Raw genomic sequence first — 15694 nt, forward strand, 5'->3', positions numbered from 1 at the left:
CTACGCGAGGCGCGTCTGGTCCTAGCCTGCGGGCGATGACATCGGCCGGTTGTCCGCCCGGACGAACCGGGCCCCGGCCTGATGTCCGCGCCGACCATCTACGGGACACGATCGGTTGCGACCATGGCCGTCGTGACCGATCTCATCAGCGACCGTCGCGAGTCCCCGGCCGCCGCGGCCGCCCGCGCCGCGGCCGAGGCGGCCGCGCGCGGCGCGGGCGTCGACATCCGCCCCCTGGACAGCGTCGGCGAGCTCGAGGCCGTCCGCCGCCTGTACGAGCGCATCTGGCGCACCGGCGAGAACAACCCTCCGGTGACGGCCGACCTGCTGCGCGCGATGTGGAAGGCGGGCAGCTACGTGAGCGGCGCCTTCGACCGGGGCGAGATGGTCGGCGCCTGCTTCGGCTTCTTCTCCCCGCCCGCCCGCGCGACCCTGCACAGCCACATCGCCGGGGTCCTGGCCCGCACGCAGGGACGCAACGTCGGTTTCGCGCTGAAGCTGCACCAGCGCGCCTGGGCGATGCCGCGCGGGGTCGGCGAGGTCGCCTGGACCTACGACCCGCTGATCCGGCGCAACGCCTACTTCAACATCACCAAGCTGGCCGCCGATCCGGCCGAGTACCTGCCGAACTTCTACGGCCCGATGGACGACGACATCAACCGCAGCGACGACACCGACCGTGTCCTGGTTCGGTGGCGGCTGGAGTCGCCCGAGGTCGAGGCGGCCTGCGCCGGCCGGCCCCGTCCCGCCGAGGTGACGGCCGCGCACATGGGCGTCGCGCTGGGCGTCGCCCCCTCCGGCGGGCCGCTGACCGGCCGCGCCGACGCCCCCACCGTACTCGTCGGCGTCCCCGCCGACATCGAGACCATGCGCGAGAACGATCCGGCCCGCGCCGCCGAGTGGCGCAAGGCGCTGCGTGAGGTCCTGGGCGGACTGCTCGCCGAGGGCGCGCGGGTACGCGGGTTCGACCGCGCCGGCTGGTACATCGTCGACAGGCAGGAGAAGCCATGAAGCTCACCGGGATCGAGATCCGCACCATCCAGGTGCCGCTCGTGTCACCGTTCAGGACGTCGTTCGGCACGGAGACCGTACGCGAGGCGCTGGTGCTGCGCGCCGTCACCGACGAGGCCGAGGGGTGGGGCGAGTGCGGCGCGGGCACGGCACCCCTGTACTCGTCGGAGTACACGCACGCCGCCGCCGACGTGCTGACCCGCCACCTGGTCCCGGCGCTGGCGGGGGTGGCGGAGCTGGAGGCGCACCGGGTCGCCCCGGTGCTGGCCGCGTTCAAGGGCCACCGGATGGCCAAGGCCGCGCTGGAGACGGCGATCCTGGACGCCGAACTGCGCGCCCGCGGCGTCTCGTTCGGCCAGGCGCTCGGCGCCGTGCGTACCTCGGTGCCGTGCGGGGTGTCCGTGGGGATCACCGGGTCGATCCCCGCGCTGCTGGACACGGTCGCCGCCTATCTGGAGGCGGGCTACCTGCGGATCAAGCTCAAGATCGAGCCCGGCTGGGACGTCGAGCCGGTCCGTGCCGTGCGCGAGCGGTTCGGCGACATCCTGCTGCAGGTCGACGCCAACACCGCCTACCGGCGCGGCGACGCCGGGCACCTGGCCGGGCTCGACCCGTTCGGCCTGCTGCTGATCGAGCAGCCGCTGGACGAGGACGACCTCATCGGGCACGCGGAGCTGGCCAAGCGGATCACCACGCCGATCTGCCTGGACGAGTCGATCGTTTCGGCGCGGGCCGCCGCCGACGCGATCGCGCTCGGGGCCTGCCAGATCGTGAACATCAAGCCGGGCCGCGTGGGCGGCTACCTGGAGGCCCGGCGGATCCACGACGTGTGCGCGGCCAGTGACGTGCCCGTGTGGTGCGGCGGCATGCTGGAGACCGGGCTGGGCCGCGCCGCCAACGTCGCGCTGGCCGCGCTGCCCGGGTTCGTGCTGCCGGGCGACACCTCGGCCTCGGATCGTTACTACCGCACCGACATCACGCCGCCGTTCCGCCTGGTGGACGGGCACCTCGAGGTGCCGTCGGGGCCGGGGCTCGGCGTCAGCCCGATCCCCGACGTGCTGGACGCGGTCACGGTCGGCACGAGCTGGGTGCCCGCGAGCACCCCCTGACGGTTGTCCCGCCGGACGAACGGGATGGCATCATTTCGTCATGGCGACCCAACGACCCCGCACCCGCGCTGAGCTAGCTTCAAGCGTGTGCTCGACCCCGTGACCGGCCTCCCGCGAGCCGGCCTCGCCCGCGTGCTGGAGGAGCTCGGCTCCACGCTGCTCGACGTCGTCTGCGGAGACGTCGGGTCCGCCCGCGACGTCGGCGGCGTGGTCATCCACGACCCGCTCGACGAGCCGGAGCTGCCGGGCAACGCGCTCGTGCTGGGCGTCGGCCTGCACGATCCCGCCGAGATCGCGCGGGTCGTCACCCAGGTGGGCAAGCGGGGCGCCGCCGGGCTCGTGGTGCGCGCACCCGTCGTACCGGATGAGGAGCTTGTCGCCGCGGCGCGCGCGTCGGGGGTCGCGGTCCTGGCGTTCGCGCGCGGCGCGTCGTGGACGCACCTGACCGGGATGCTGCGGACGCTGACCGCGGAGGGCGGCCTCGACGACGCCGGCGCGTCCGCGCCCGGCCGGGCCCGGTCGGGTGATCTCTTCGCGGTCGCCAACGCCATCGCCGCGCTGCTCGACGCGCCCGTCACCATCGAGGACCGCAACTCGCGCCTGCTGGCCTTCTCCAGCCGGCAGGAGGAGGCCGACCCGTCGCGGGTGCGGACGATCCTGGGCCGGCAGGTCCCCCGTCACTACACCCAGATCCTCGAGGAGCGCGGGGTGTTCCAGGCGCTCTACCGCAGCGGCAGGCCCGTCTTCGTGGCGCCGCTGCCCGAGAGCGGCGAGCTGCCGCGGGCGGCCATCGCGGTGCGGGCCGGGGACGAGATCCTCGGCACGATCTGGGTGGTCGTGCCGGAGGCGCTGAACGAGGAGCGCAGCGAGGCGCTCTTCGAGGCGTCCAAGCTGGTCGCGATGCACATGGTGTGGCAGCGCGCGGACGAGGACAGGGAACGGCGGCTGCGGGCGGAGCTGCTGAGCACCGCGCTGGAGAGCGCGCCGGGGTCGCTGGAGGCGGTGCGCCGCCTCGGGCTGAAGGACGAGCCCGCGGTCGTCCTCGCGCTCACGGTCGTCGCCCCGGCCGCCGCCCAGCCGCTGCCCGCGCAGCTGGCCACCGAGCGCAAGCGGCTGGCCGACGCGTTCTCCATGCACCTGTCGGCCGTGCACCCGCGCGCCGCCGCCGCGCTGATCGGCGACGTCGCGTACGGCATCCTGCCGCTGCCGCAGAGCGGCCAGGACGCCGAGGAACGCGCCGCCCTGATCGCCACGGAGTTCCTGGCCCGGGTCGGCTCCCGCCTGCGTCCGCTGGTCGGGGTGGGGCAGCTCGCCCTGGACGCGTCGGCGCTGGCCCGATCCCGCTCCGGGGCCGAACGCGCGCTGCGCGTCCTGCGCGCCGGGGTCGTGGCCGGTCCGCAGGTGGCCCGGCTGGACGACGTCCACGTGGAGGCGCTGCTGCTGGAGCTGGCCGACCTGGTTCCGCGCGGCGACCTGCCGAGCGGCACGATCGCGCGCGTGGCCGCCTATGACAAGGAGCACCAGACCAGCCTGGTCGAGACGCTGCACGCCTGGCTGGACGCCTTCGGCGACGTCGCGGTGGCCTCGTCGGCCATGTACGTGCACCCCAACACGTTCCGCTACCGGCTGCGGCGCGCGGCCGAGGTGGGCCGCATCGACCTCACCGATCCGGGCGCGCGGCTGTCGGCCATGCTGCAGCTGCGCCTGATGTCGATCAGGTCGGCCCCGGACGGCTGAGCGGGCCGCGCAGGCCGAGCGTGCCGATCAGGAACGCCAGCCACTCCGCGTCCTGCGCGAGCGCGACGTCGTGCGCGGTCGCGGCGCCGTGGCCCGCGTCGTCGAAGACGTGCAGCAGGATCGGCGCGTCCCCCCGCTGGGCGGCCTGCATCCGGGCGGCGAACTTGCGCGCGTGCCAGGGCCGGCACCGCGGGTCGTTGGCCCCCGCCTGGATGTAGACCGCCGGAAAGTCACCGGGACCGGCCAGCTGGTACGGCGACAGCCGCAGGAGCCGGCGCACCTCCTCCGGATCGTCCGGGTCCGCCCAGGCCTTGCGGATGACGAAGTCGAGGTAGGGGTCGCGGGTGCCGCCGATGAGATCCAGCAGCGGCGCTCTCGGCAGGACGGCCCGCCACAGGTCCGGCCGTGTGGTGACGGCGACCCCGCACATGAGGCCGCCGTCGGACCCGCCGGTCAGCGCGAGCCGTCCGGGGTCCGTGACGCCCTCGGCGATGAGGTGCTCGGCCACCGCGACGAGGTCGGCGTCGCGCACGTGCTTGTTCTCCCGGTGCGCGGCCAGGTACCAGTCCCGGCCGAACTCGCCGCCGCCGCGCAGGTGGGCCTGGACCAGGACGCCGCCGGCGGCGACGAAGGCGGCCAGGTCGGGCTGGTACTGGGGCAGGAGGGGCACGTTCGCGGCGCCGTACGCGGAGATCAGGACCGGCGCGGGACGTGCGGGGTCGCTCCCGGCCGGGCGCACGACGTGGTACGGCACCGCCACCCCGTCGGCGGCGACGGCGTGTCCCGTCTCCAGCGAGGCGTCCAGGGTGAGCGCGGGGGCCGACAGCGTCTCCAGCCCCGCCCGGCCGGGATGGTGCCGGTAGACGCCCCAGGAGCTGGTCGGCGTGGAGAAGGCGAAGACGAAGCCGGTCGCGGGCGGGCCGGCGGCCAGGGCGGTCATCGCGAAGAAAGGGGCGGCGAGCGCGCCGCGCCCGGGTAGCGGGACCTCGCCGGTGACCGTGCCCGTGTGGTCGATGACGCGGACCCTGGCGAAGGTCTGGTCGAACTCGCTGAGGTACAGCCGCCCGCCGACCGGCTGGAGGGAGCGCAGGACGGTCTCGCCCTCGGGGACGAGCTCGGTCCAGCCCGCCGGGTCGTCGGGGTCTGCCGCGTCCAGGGGGATGGAGACCACCCGCCCGCGGGCGGCGCCGACGTCGGTCACCGCGATGTAGTGGTCGCCGACGACGTGGCCGGCGATGGTTCCGGAGCACGCGGTGACGAAGGGGCGCCACGTGGCGCCGGGCCGGGACAGGTCGCGGACCGCGACCGGGATCGGGCTGCCCACGCGATGGCTGGCGACGGCCCACCGGCTGCCCGGCGCCGTCTGGACGAGCGTGTACTCCCGGGAGCCCGCGCCGACCGGGATGGGTTCGAGTGTGGTCCTGCCGTGGCGGTGGAGGAACACCGCCTGCCGGAAGTCCTGGGGCGAGCCGGTGAGGGCGAAGAAGTAGAAGCCGCTGCCGTCGGGCAGCCACGAGACGCCGCCGGCCCACGCGCTGTGCAGGACCTGTTCGGGCGCGCCGTCGAGCAGCCGTCCCGTGTCCACCTCGACGAGGCGGATGGTGTTGTGCTCGCTGCCGTCGGTGCAGACGCCGAGGGCCAGGACGCGGCCGTCGGGTGCTGGCGCCAGCCAGGACAGAACGGCCGGGCCGCCCGCCTCGCCGAGCCCGGCCAGGTCGATCAGCGCGCGCCCGGGGCCGAGCGGCTCGCCGGAGACGACCACCGAGGAGCCCTCCGCGCGAAACCACCGCCCGGCCGCGTACTTGGGCAGGGCCGGACGGGACCCGGCGTCGTGGGCCAGGACCAGTGCCCGGACGTCGCCGGGGTCCTGGCCGGCGTAGGCGACGGCGGTGGCGAGCTCGGCCTGGCGCCGCTGCCAGAGCCGCACCTCGGGGGTCTCCTCCTCCAGCCAGCGGTACGGGTCGGGCGCGCGGACGCCGGCGACGTCCTCGAAGACCTCGACGGTGCGCGCGGGCGGGTAGGGCAGGGTCATGTCGCCTCCAGTTCGGCGCGCAGCCGCTCGAACGCGCCGGGGATCCGGGTGACCCGGCGCAGGTGGATGAGTGCGTCGAAGGCGGCGGGGAAGTCGTCGACGAGGTCGAGGCCGCCGCCGGCGAGCGTGCCGTCGACGCCGTCGAAGAACGTCGTGGGCACGCGGCGCAGGTCAATGGCGGTGACCGCCCGCCCGGCGCGGTCCAGCCGCGCCTCGACGGAGTTCGGCGGCGCGACCCGGGCTTCCAGGAAGACGTCGCAGTCGAACGGCCGCGGCGAGCGCTGCGCGAACCGGACCTCCGGGCCGGAGCCGTAGGTCATCCCGACGACGACCAGCCCGTCTCCGAGCGCGGCGTCGAGCAGGCCGCCCATCGTCGGCCGGTTCAGGAACGGCGTGCGCCGCACGTGCGCGTTGTGGGCGCTCACCACCACGCGCCCCTCCCGCTCCAGGATCCAGCGCACGGTCTCGGCCATGAACACCTCGCGCGGGTACGGCCCGGCCGCGGGCGGATCCAGCTCGGCGGCGAAGGCGTGGAGCGAGGCGGCGCACCGGCGGGCGACCTCGTCGCCGTCCGCGGCGGCACGCTCCTCCAGTTCGCGCAGGCCGCCGAGCAGCCGCGCCCGATCGGCCGGCGGCATGGCCGCGTAGCCGAGCGCCGCCTCGGTGCGTCCGCCCAGGTCGCTCAGGTGGACGAGCTCCCGGTCGCCGGGGCGGCCCGGGATCCGGCCGAGGATCGCGCGGACCGCGGGGCCGGGTGAGGTGGAGGAGCCGGGCAGGTCCATCCCGTAGAAGCTCACCCGGGACGCTCCGGCGGCGTTGCGGGCGCGCATCCAGCGCAGTTGCCCGCGCATCGGCTCGCACTCGCCGAACCGGTAGGTGATGCCGTCGCGGGCGACGTCCTCGGCCCGGCCGGGGCCGCCGTGCACCCAGGCGTCGACGGCCAGGCCCTCGGCGTAGCCGGACTCCATCACGAAGGCGGAGAAGCCGAGCTCCTCGGCGAGGGTGCGGAACAGCCGGTCCTTGAGCTCGTAGAACTCGGTGATGTTGTGCGCCCCCTCGCCGAGGGCCACCACCCGCGCGTCGCCGACCAGCTCGCGCACCGACGCGGCGTCACCGGGGTCGATCATCATGGGCGGGTGCCGGTCGCGTCGTGGAAGTACCACAGCTCCGGGGTGTAGAGGAAGCTGATCAGGGCGTTGAACGACGACTGCGGGCCGGACAGCGTGTTCTTCCACACGACGAGCGTGTGCGGGGTCGGCAGGAAGAGCACGGGCAGGTCCTCGGCCAGGCTGCTCACCTCGGCCGACAGCGACTTCTCGTCCGAGCCGAACGTGGAGGCGTTGATCAGCTTGTCGACGGCGGCGTTCTGGTAGCTGCCCAGGTTGAAGCTGCCCTCCGTGTTGAGCACCGTGTTGCTGCTCGGGTAGCCCGCGGCCAGGTAGAGCGGTCCGTAGTCCTGCATCGCCCATTCGTTCTTGGTGGCGGGGGCGTAGGTGTTGCCGTAGTTGGCGTACATGTAGTTGAGCGACTTGGTCACGATCTTGACGTCGATGCCGAGCTTCTTGGCCGCCGAGGCGAAGGCGACGTCGCGGGCGCCGACGAAGGCCGGGGCGTTGGCGGAGGCCAGGGTGAAGCTGATCGTCTGTCCCCGGGGGATGCCGGCGCCGCACTGGCCGGGGCCGGTGCCGGGGCGTTCGCAGGTGGTGGCACCGTCCGGCGTCACCTTCCAGCCGTTGTCCGTGAGCAGCTTCTCCGCGGCTGCGGGGTCGTAGGGGTAGGGCGGCCGGTCGCCGAACGCGGGCGGGTAGGGCGAGCCGTGGCCGGCCGTGCTGTAGTTCGGGGAACCGGCGCCGTTGTAGACGCCCCTGCTGGTGATGTAGCCCTGCTGGTTGATCAGGTGCTGGAGGGCCTGGCGGGCGTACCTCTGCTTGATGATCTTGTCGAAGTTGTTGACGGTGTTCTTGAAGTTGATGACCAGCGAGTCGAGGCGGGCGGGCGCGGGGGCGCCGTAGACGTTGTACCCCTTGGCCTTCAGGGCGGCGATCTGGGTGACGAAGCTGGAGTCGAGCGTGCCGACGGTCAGGTTGCCGGCCTTGAACTGGTTGAGCACCGCGGCGGCGGAGGTGAAGGCCTTGAAGTCGACCTGGTCGAGCCGCGACTCGCCGGGACCGCTGTAGGCCGCGTTCGGCGTCAGCGAGAACGAGCCGGTCGTCGGGTCGAAGCTCTTGAGCAGGTACGGCCCGTTGACCACCTTCCAGAGCGGGTTGCTCGCGAAGGTGGACTGCGACTCCGACTCCTTCGTCAGGTACTTGTAGATCGCCTTCGCGTGTTTCGGCTGCTTGAAGTCCAGGTGCGGGCCGCCGGTGCGGGCGATGTTCCACTCCGCCGACGGCATCACATACAGCAGCGTGAGCATCGACAGGAGGTACGACGGGTTGTACGCGGTCTCCAGCCTGAGCGTGAGCGTGTCCGGCTTGGCCGCCTCCGCCGTGACCCCGTCGGGGAACTGGCCGGGGGTGTAGAAGCTCCAGTTGGCCGGGCTCTCCGCGAGCGCGGCCTTGAGCAGCGCCATGGAGAAGACGACGTCGTCGGCCGTGACCGGGGCGCCGTTGGACCACTTGTAGTCCTTCATCTTGATGGTCACGGTCTTGCGGTCCGGGCTGTAGGCGGGCGGCTCGGCCAGGCTCAGCTCGGCGTCGGCGATCTGGTCGCCCTCCCCGCTGGGCCGGTAGAGGGAGCGCCACAACAGTCCGCGGGCGACGACGGTCCCGTTGGCGGCGGCCGGCGGGTAGGGGTAGATGTAGTTGGGGCTGAGTCCCGGGGTCAGCGCGACCGTGGCGGTCCCGCCGTCCTTGGGCGTGCCCGTCTGCTTCGGCTGGGCGCTGTAGCCGCCGGCGACGTCCTTCGTCGCGCCCCCGCCGCCGGTGCACGCCGTGGCGAGCACCGCGGCCACGGCGAGTGCCACGGACAGCCGCTTACCGGACACATGGGTCATGGATGGCTCCCTGCTGGTGAAGTGGGTCGAAGATCGCGGCGGACGGACGGGCTCAGCCGGCCCGCCGCCCGACGGCGTCGCGGAGCGTGTCGGCGAGCAGGTTGAGCGCCAGCACCGTGACGATGATGCAGCCGCCAACCGGGTAGATCAGCCACCAGTAGTCGGCGGAGATGTAGGTGACTCCGCTGGCCAGCTGGCTGCCCCAGTCCGCGGTGGGATAGGTCAGGCCGAAGCCCAGGAATCCCAGGGCGGCGACGACGAGCACGGCGTCGGCGACCTGGAAGGTGATGTTGACGATGATCACGCCGAGCGCGTTCGGGATCAGGTGGGTGAAGATGATCCGCCGGCGCGAGGCCCCCATCACCCGCGCGGCCAGCACGAACTCCCGCACCCGCAGGGTCAGCACCTCGCCGCGCACGAGCCGGGCGGACACGAGCCAGGAGAACGCGCCGATGACGAGGCTCAGCGACAGGGCGTCGGCGTGGAAGCGGGCCGACAGGATCAGGACGAAGAACAGGAAGGGGATCGACAGCATGACGTCGACCAGCCGCATCATGAACCCGTCGACCACTCCCCCGGCGAGCCCGGCCACGGCGCCGTAGACGGTGCCGATGGTGGTGGCGAAGAGCGCGGCGAGCAGCCCGATCTGCAGCGACACCTGCCCGCCCGCCATCAGCCTGCCGAGCACGTCGAACCCGTTGGTGTCGGTGCCGAGCGGATGTCCGGGGCCGGGGGGCAGGGCCGCGTTGATCAGGTCCACGTCGGTCTGGTTCGTCGGGTAGACCAGCGGTCCGAGGAAGCAGAACGCGGCGATGAGCACCAGGAGCAGCCCGCCGGTGAGGCCGAGCGGGTGCCGGCGCAGCCCGCGCAGCGCCGGGATCCGCCGCGCCGGGGCGCTCACGTCCAGTGTGGTCATTTTCTCAGCTCGATTCGGCGGTCGGCGGCCGCGACCACGATGTCGGCGATGAAGTTGCCGGCCACGGTCAGCACGCCGCCGATGAGGGTGTAGGCCAGCAGCACCGGATAGTCCTCGCGCTGCAGGCTGTTGAGGAACAGCAGGCCCAGGCCGGGATAGTTGAACAACGACTCGACGATCAGGTTGCCGGCCAGGAGGGTGGGGACGAGCGTGCCGACCAGCATGACCAGCGGCAGGCAGGCGTTGCGCAGCAGGTGGCGCACCAGGATCAGCCGCTCCGGCAGCCCCTTGGCCCGCGCGACCCTGATGTAGTCCTGGCCGAGCTGGTCGAGGGCGGAGGAGCGCTGGTACTGGGCGAAGACCGCGACGCTGGTGACGGCGAGCGTGATGACGGGCAGCGCCATGGCCTGCGGATCGGTGAAGACGACCCAGGGCGAGTGCGACTGGGACGCCTCTGCCGGGAAGATCGGCAGCGCCTGGCTGAAGACGGCGATCAGGACCAGCCCGAGCAGGAACGACGGCGTCGCGTACAGCACGTACGACACGGTCGTGGCGACCCGGTCGGCGACGCTGTTGCGCTTGACCGCCTGAAAGACGCCGAGCGGGACCGCGATCACCAGGGCCAGCACCAGCCCGGTCAGCGAGAGCATGGCGCTGCGCCCGGCGTTCTGCCCCAGCAGCGTCGCCACGTTCTCGTTCAGCTTGTAGGACCGGCCGAGGTCGCCGTGCAGGAGCTGGTTGAGGTAGCCGACGTACTGCACCACCACGGGCCGGTCGAACCCGTGCTGACGGTTGAAGTCCGCCACCGCCTCCAGCGAGGCGCGCTGGCCCAGGACCACGCGCCCCGGGCTGTCGGACACCAGGTGCAGCAGGAAGAAGGTGACGGCGGAGATGCCGAGCAGGACGAACAGGGAGATCGCCAGGCGTCGGACCACGTACCAGGTCATGCGGGCGAGTCCTCTCCGCGCAGGGGGTGGTGGCAGGCCACCCGGTGGGTACCGGTGACCGGGCTCAGCACGGGTTCCGTCGCGGCGCACAGCTCGGTCGCCAGCGCGCACCGGGTGCGGAAGCGGCAGCCGCTGGGCGGGTCGACGGGGCTCGGGAGTTCGCCGTGCACCCGCGCGCGGTTCTCCCGGCCCCGCGTGCGCGGGTCGGCCTCGGGGACCGCCGCGAGGAGCCCGGCGGTGTAGGGGTGGGCGGCGGCGCCGTACACCTCCTCGGTGGTGCCGGTCTCGACCAGCTTGCCGAGGTACATGACGCCGACCCGGTCGGCCAGGTAGCGCACGACGGCGAGGTCGTGGGAGATCACCACGCTGCTGAGCCCGCGCTCGATCTGGACGCGGCGCATCAGGTTGAGCACCTGGGAGCGGATGGAGACGTCGAGCGCGCTGACCGGCTCGTCGGCCACCAGCACCTTCGGGTCCAGCGCCAGCGCGCGGGCCAGGCCGACGCGCTGGCGCTGGCCGCCCGCCACCACCAAGGGGTAGCGCTCCATGACGTTCGCCGGCAGGCCCACGTCCCGCAGCAGCTCACGCACGCGGGCGGTGCGCTGGGCGCCGCTGCCGACGCCCTGGATCGCCAGCGGTTCGCGCAGGATCGTGCCGATGCGCATGCGCGGGTCGAGGGAGGCGTTGGAGTCCTGGAACATCATCTGCAGCTGGGTACGGCGCGGCCCGAGCGCCCGCGCGCTCATCCGGGTCACCGGCTCCCCGTCGAAGATCACCTCGCCGGAGGTGGGCCGGTCCAGGGCCACGAGCATCCTGCCCAGGGAGGACTTGCCGCAGCCCGACTCGCCGACCAGCCCGAACGTCTCACCGGCCGCCACGTCGAAGCTCACGCCGGAAACCGCCTTCACGGTACGGCGCCCGCCGAACGGGCCCCCACCGCCCGCTGGATACTCCCGCCGCAGATCGACGACGCGCAATCTGGGAGCCTCGCCGATCGGAGCCTGAGCGATCGAGGGCGGGGTGGTTGGGGGCGGGGTAGTTGGGGGCGGGGTAGTTGGGGGCGGGGTGTCGAACCGGGGGCGGGGGCTGATCGCCCGGTTCTCGGCCGGGTACCAGCAGGCGTGGGCGTGGCCGTCCGCCTCCGGGGTCAGGACCGGGGTCTCCTCCCGGCACCGGCCGGTCGCGGCCGCGCACCGGGGCGCGAAGGGGCAGCCCGGCCGGGCCGCGGTAAGGTCCGGTGGGGCGCCCGGAATGCTGTGGAGCTCCTCGCCGCGGTCGTGGGTGAGCGACGGGATCGAGGACAGCAGCGCGTGCGTGTAGCGGTGGCGCGTCCTGGTGAAGAGCGCGGAGGTCGGGCCGGTCTCGGCGACGCGCCCGCCGTACATCACCCCGACACGGTCGGCATGCCGGGCGATCACCCCCATGTCATGCGTGATGAGGATCATCGACATGCCCAGCCGGGACTTGAGGTCGTCCAGGAGGTCGAGGATCTCCGCCTGGATCGTCACGTCGAGCGCGGTGGTCGGCTCGTCGGCGATGACGACCCGGGGCTGGCAGACCAGCGCCATCGCGATCATCACGCGTTGCCGCATGCCGCCGGAGAGCTGGTGGGGATGGTCGTCCAGCCGTTCCGCCGGGCGCGGCAGCCCGACCAGGGCGAGCATCTCCTCGGCCCGGCCGCGCGCCGCGCGCTTGGACAGGCCGTGGTGCAGGCGCACCGGTTCGGCGACCTGCTCGCCGATGCGCCGGGTCGGGTTCAGCGCCGTCATCGAGTCCTGGAACACCATCGCGACGTCGTTGCCGCGGATGGCCCGGTAGCGGGCGGCGGGCAGGCCGACGAGCTCCTCGCCGTCCAGGTCGATCGACCCTCCGCTCACCCGGCCGCCGGCCGGCAGCATGCCCATGACCGCGAGGCCGGTCATGGACTTGCCGGACCCGGTCTCGCCGACGATACCCAGGGTCTCGCCGCGGTTCAGCTCCAGGCTGACGCCCGAGACGGGGCGTACGACCCGCTCGCCGCGCCGGATCTGCACCGACAGGTCGGCGATCGTCAGCACACGATCGCCGGCGGCGGGGCCGCGCGTCTTCCGGGAACCATCGGCCGTGCTCACGGCAGTGCTCTCCAAATCCACCCTGCGATAGTGGGACGCGAAGCCCCTCGCGGTGTTTGTCGCGGTCATCGAATGTTCATGGCCGAAATGGTCCGCTCCGACGAACTGATCGTCGTGAGGGTCAGCGCGGCACGCGGCGGTCGGCCCGGCCGGTGTGCAGGTACGCCGCGTGGCCCTGGCCGTCGTCGCCGAGGAAGGCGAGCGGGGCGCGTACACCGTGCTCCGGTTCGACCGGGATGAGCGTGTCGCCGCGCCAGGTCACCAGCTCCGTGCGGTAGGGCAGCTCGTCCAGCTCGGCGGTGACGCCGATGGGCAGGCGCTCCAGCCACAGCCGGCCCTGCTCGTCCTGGCTCACCGTGGTCTCGCTGGTGCTGGAGGCGTAGGTGCCGGTGTAGCGGGCGGCGTTCGGCGCGGGCGCGAGCGCGGGGTCGGGCATCGGCGTCGCGGGCGGCTCGATACCCCCGAGCTCGCGCAGCACGCGCCGCTCGATCTGGCGGAACACCCGCTTCGGCGAGCCGCCGTTGGTGACGAGCGCCAGCGCCACGTCCTTCCCCGGCACCACGCGCAGGAACGCCGACTGGCCGACGGTGTTGCCGTCGTGGCCGAAGACCGTGTCGCCGGACAGGTCGAACAGCTCCCAGCCCAGGCCCCAGGCGGCGCCCTGGCCGATGTCGGGCTGCGTGATCTGGGGCGCCCGCATCGCCGCGACGCTCTCCGGGCTCAGCACCCGGGCGCCGTCCGGGCCGACGCCGCCGTTGAGGTGCATGCGGGCGAAGGTCAGCAGGTCGCGGGCGCGCATCGCCAGCATCGACCCGGCGGGCGCGTTGGAGCGTGCCAGCGCCCAGACGGGGGCCGGCTCGGGGGCGGCGCCCGGCGCCGGTTCGATGTGGCCCACGGCGGCGCGGCGGAGGATGGCCTCGTACGGATCGTTGGCCGCGTGGGTCAGGCCCAGGGGCGTGAACAGGTGAGCCCGCATGCAGGCGTCGAACGGGGCGCCGCGCAGGACCTCGATGATCCGGCCCAGCACGCAGAAGCCGGCGTTGTTGTAGGAGAACATCTCGCCGGGTGCGAACAGCTGGGGCACCTCGCGCAGGACGTCCACGTACTTCTCGATGCAGTCGTCGCCCTTGCCGGTGTCGGTGAAGATGTCGCCCTCGAAGCCGGCGGTGTGGGACAGCAGTTGCCGGACGGTGATGCGCGCGGCGGCCCGTTCGTCGGCGATCCGGAACCCGGGCACGTATTGGCGTACGGGGGCGCCGAGGTCCAGCTCGCCCTCGTCGGCCAGTTGCATGGCCAGCGTCGCGGTCAGCACCTTGGTGATCGAGCCGATCTGGAAGATGGAGTCGGCCGTGGCCTCGACGCCGGTGGCGGTGTTCAGCACTCCGGCCGCGACGTCGACGGTCCGCCCGCCGTGGCCGATCGCCACCACGGCTCCGGGTACCTGGCTCTCCGCGAGCAGTTCCGGCAGCCGGTCGCGCAGCCACGTGCCGATCTCATCCAGTTTCGTCATCGGTGTACCTCCCGCGTTCACTCCGCAGGAGCTTAGGATCGGCGTGACCAGCGGTGTTCGTCTGCTCCGACCATCGAAGGCGGGCCGATTCGTGGAGCCGGCCAAGCCCGCTCGGTCAATGGCCAAGTCCGCTCGGTCAGCGGCCGAAGAGGTCGTCGCGGACGGTGGCCAGGGCGAGGTCCATGGCTCCGGCGAGCACGGGGTTGCCGGCCAGCTCCGATGCGCGCACCGCGGGCCGGGTGGGGAGCAGGACGTGGAGTTCACGCTCCACGAGGTCGCGCAGCCGTTCGCCACCGGCTTCCATGACGCCCCCGGCCAGCACGATCAGTCCGGGGTCGACCACCGAGGCGATGGCGGCGAGACCGACGGCCAGCCGCCCGGCCACGAGCCGCAGGCCCGCCGCCGCCTCCTGGGCCGCACGGCCGGGCTCTTCCGCCATGGCCACGGCCGCGCGCACGGACTGCCGGTAGTCCTGGCGGTCGATCCCGTAGGTGGCGAGCAGGTCGCGGATCGCGCCGCCGCCGCCGACCGACTGGAATCCGTGGCTGCCGTGCCGCCCGCCGTCGCGGGCGGTCACCGTGCCCGAGATCGGCATGTGGCAGATCTCTCCGGCGGCGCCGAAGAAGCCCCGGTGCAGGCGGCCACCGATCACCAGCGCCGCGCCCAGGCCGTCGTCGGCCCACAGCAGGACGAAGTCGGGGCAGCCGGCGGCGGCGCCCCTCTCCTGTTCGGCCAGCGCGACGAGGTTGACGTCGTTCTCCACGCTGACCTCGGCGCCGAGCGCCGCGCTGAGCGTGGGTACGAGGCCGGGCAGGTGCCAGCCGGGCATGTCCGCCTCCGCGACGTGGCCGAGGCGGCCGGTGGCCGGGTCGACGGCGGCCCGCACGCCGATGACCACCCTGCTCAGCGGTCCCGGCGGGGCCGCGCCGTCCAGCGCCGCGCGCAGCCGCTCGACCGCCGGGCCACCGTCCGGGTCCGGGGTGGGCAGCACGAACTCGCCCACGGCGGCGCCGGTGATGTCGGCCACCCGGACCTCGATGGCGCCGGGGGTGACGCCCATGGCCGCCACGTGGGCGGCCGCCGGGTTGATCCGGTACGTCTCCGCGTTACGTCCGGCCAGGCCGGAGCGCATCCCGTCGCTGACGACCAGGCCCGCGGCCTGAAGGCGGGCCAGGAGCTGGAAGGCGGTCGGCTTGGACAGGCCGGTGAAGTCGCCGAGTTCGGGACGCGTCAGCGGGCCGCGCTCCAGCAGGACCCTGAGCGCGATGCGCTCGTTGATGGCCCGCATCAAGCTTGGAGTCCCGGGTTGTGAGGGGTTCACGGCTT

Annotated in this window: 11 protein-coding genes; 3 read left to right on the plus strand and 8 right to left on the minus strand. The window is 73.2% G+C overall.

Translation table 11 applies throughout. The features are described from left to right. Positions 1-132 precede the first annotated feature (132 nt). The 3 genes from ACFWYW_RS47710 to ACFWYW_RS47720 all read left to right on the plus strand — a co-directional run bounded on the left by ACFWYW_RS47710 (position 133) and on the right by ACFWYW_RS47720 (position 3857). A complete protein-coding gene (locus tag ACFWYW_RS47710; RefSeq protein WP_379626648.1) occupies positions 133-1011 on the plus strand; it encodes a GNAT family N-acetyltransferase in 879 nt (292 codons plus the stop codon). Then, the gene (gene menC, locus ACFWYW_RS47715; protein WP_379626646.1) at positions 1008-2120 is read left to right on the plus strand and encodes an o-succinylbenzoate synthase; all 1113 of its coding nucleotides are present in this window, start codon (positions 1008-1010) and stop codon (positions 2118-2120) included. The genes ACFWYW_RS47710 and menC overlap by 4 nt, the downstream gene beginning before the upstream one ends. A gap of 87 nt (positions 2121-2207) precedes the next feature. After that, on the plus strand, positions 2208-3857 hold the full coding sequence (locus tag ACFWYW_RS47720) for a helix-turn-helix domain-containing protein (RefSeq protein WP_379626644.1): 1650 nt from the start codon (positions 2208-2210) through the stop codon (positions 3855-3857). On the opposite strand, the gene ACFWYW_RS47725 is transcribed toward ACFWYW_RS47720, so the two are convergent. The 8 genes from ACFWYW_RS47725 to ACFWYW_RS47760 form a co-directional block, all read right to left on the minus strand. Next, entirely contained in the window at positions 3835-5889 is a 2055-nt protein-coding gene (locus ACFWYW_RS47725) for a prolyl oligopeptidase family serine peptidase (protein ID WP_379626642.1), read from the minus strand. The two genes, ACFWYW_RS47720 and ACFWYW_RS47725, sit on opposite strands and share 23 nt — an antisense overlap. After that, positions 5886-7052 carry an erythromycin esterase family protein gene (locus ACFWYW_RS47730; protein ID WP_379626640.1) on the minus strand — a complete coding sequence of 389 codons (1167 nt, stop codon included), beginning with the start codon at positions 7050-7052 and terminating at the stop codon, positions 5886-5888. Before ACFWYW_RS47730 ends, ACFWYW_RS47725 begins: the two co-directional genes overlap by 4 nt. Beyond that, the gene (locus ACFWYW_RS47735; protein ID WP_379626638.1) at positions 7016-8884 is read right to left on the minus strand and encodes an ABC transporter substrate-binding protein; all 1869 of its coding nucleotides are present in this window, start codon (positions 8882-8884) and stop codon (positions 7016-7018) included. The genes ACFWYW_RS47730 and ACFWYW_RS47735 overlap by 37 nt, the downstream gene beginning before the upstream one ends. Before the next feature lie 52 nt (positions 8885-8936). Further along, positions 8937-9800, minus strand: coding sequence for an ABC transporter permease (locus ACFWYW_RS47740; RefSeq protein ID WP_379626636.1), 864 nt, complete (start codon positions 9798-9800; stop codon positions 8937-8939). Further along, entirely contained in the window at positions 9797-10747 is a 951-nt protein-coding gene (locus ACFWYW_RS47745) for an ABC transporter permease (RefSeq protein WP_379626634.1), read from the minus strand. Before ACFWYW_RS47745 ends, ACFWYW_RS47740 begins: the two co-directional genes overlap by 4 nt. Next, positions 10744-12858 (minus strand): dipeptide ABC transporter ATP-binding protein, encoded by a 2115-nt coding sequence (locus ACFWYW_RS47750; RefSeq protein WP_379641298.1) that lies wholly within the window; start codon positions 12856-12858, stop codon positions 10744-10746. The genes ACFWYW_RS47745 and ACFWYW_RS47750 overlap by 4 nt, the downstream gene beginning before the upstream one ends. Positions 12859-12979: 121 nt before the next feature. Next, entirely contained in the window at positions 12980-14368 is a 1389-nt protein-coding gene (locus tag ACFWYW_RS47755) for a serine hydrolase domain-containing protein (protein ID WP_379623508.1), read from the minus strand. A gap of 136 nt (positions 14369-14504) precedes the next feature. Beyond that, the gene (locus tag ACFWYW_RS47760; RefSeq protein WP_379623506.1) at positions 14505-15656 is read right to left on the minus strand and encodes an ROK family transcriptional regulator; all 1152 of its coding nucleotides are present in this window, start codon (positions 15654-15656) and stop codon (positions 14505-14507) included. Positions 15657-15694: the final 38 nt, after the last annotated feature.

Source organism: Nonomuraea sp. NPDC059023 (assembly GCF_042740095.1).
GTDB lineage: Bacteria > Actinomycetota > Actinomycetes > Streptosporangiales > Streptosporangiaceae > Nonomuraea.

Excerpts from the sequence above, each read along its gene's own strand:
- menC (WP_379626646.1), top strand. The coding sequence starts at position 1,008 with ATGAAGCTCACCGGGATCGAGATCCGCACCATCCAGGTGCCGCTCGTG.
- ACFWYW_RS47725 (WP_379626642.1), bottom strand. The coding sequence starts at position 5,889 with ATGACCCTGCCCTACCCGCCCGCGCGCACCGTCGAGGTCTTCGAGGAC.
- ACFWYW_RS47735 (WP_379626638.1), bottom strand. The coding sequence starts at position 8,884 with ATGACCCATGTGTCCGGTAAGCGGCTGTCCGTGGCACTCGCCGTGGCC.
- ACFWYW_RS47740 (WP_379626636.1), bottom strand. The coding sequence starts at position 9,800 with ATGACCACACTGGACGTGAGCGCCCCGGCGCGGCGGATCCCGGCGCTG.
- ACFWYW_RS47745 (WP_379626634.1), bottom strand. The coding sequence starts at position 10,747 with ATGACCTGGTACGTGGTCCGACGCCTGGCGATCTCCCTGTTCGTCCTG.
- ACFWYW_RS47755 (WP_379623508.1), bottom strand. The coding sequence starts at position 14,368 with ATGACGAAACTGGATGAGATCGGCACGTGGCTGCGCGACCGGCTGCCG.
- ACFWYW_RS47760 (WP_379623506.1), bottom strand. The coding sequence starts at position 15,656 with ATGCGGGCCATCAACGAGCGCATCGCGCTCAGGGTCCTGCTGGAGCGC.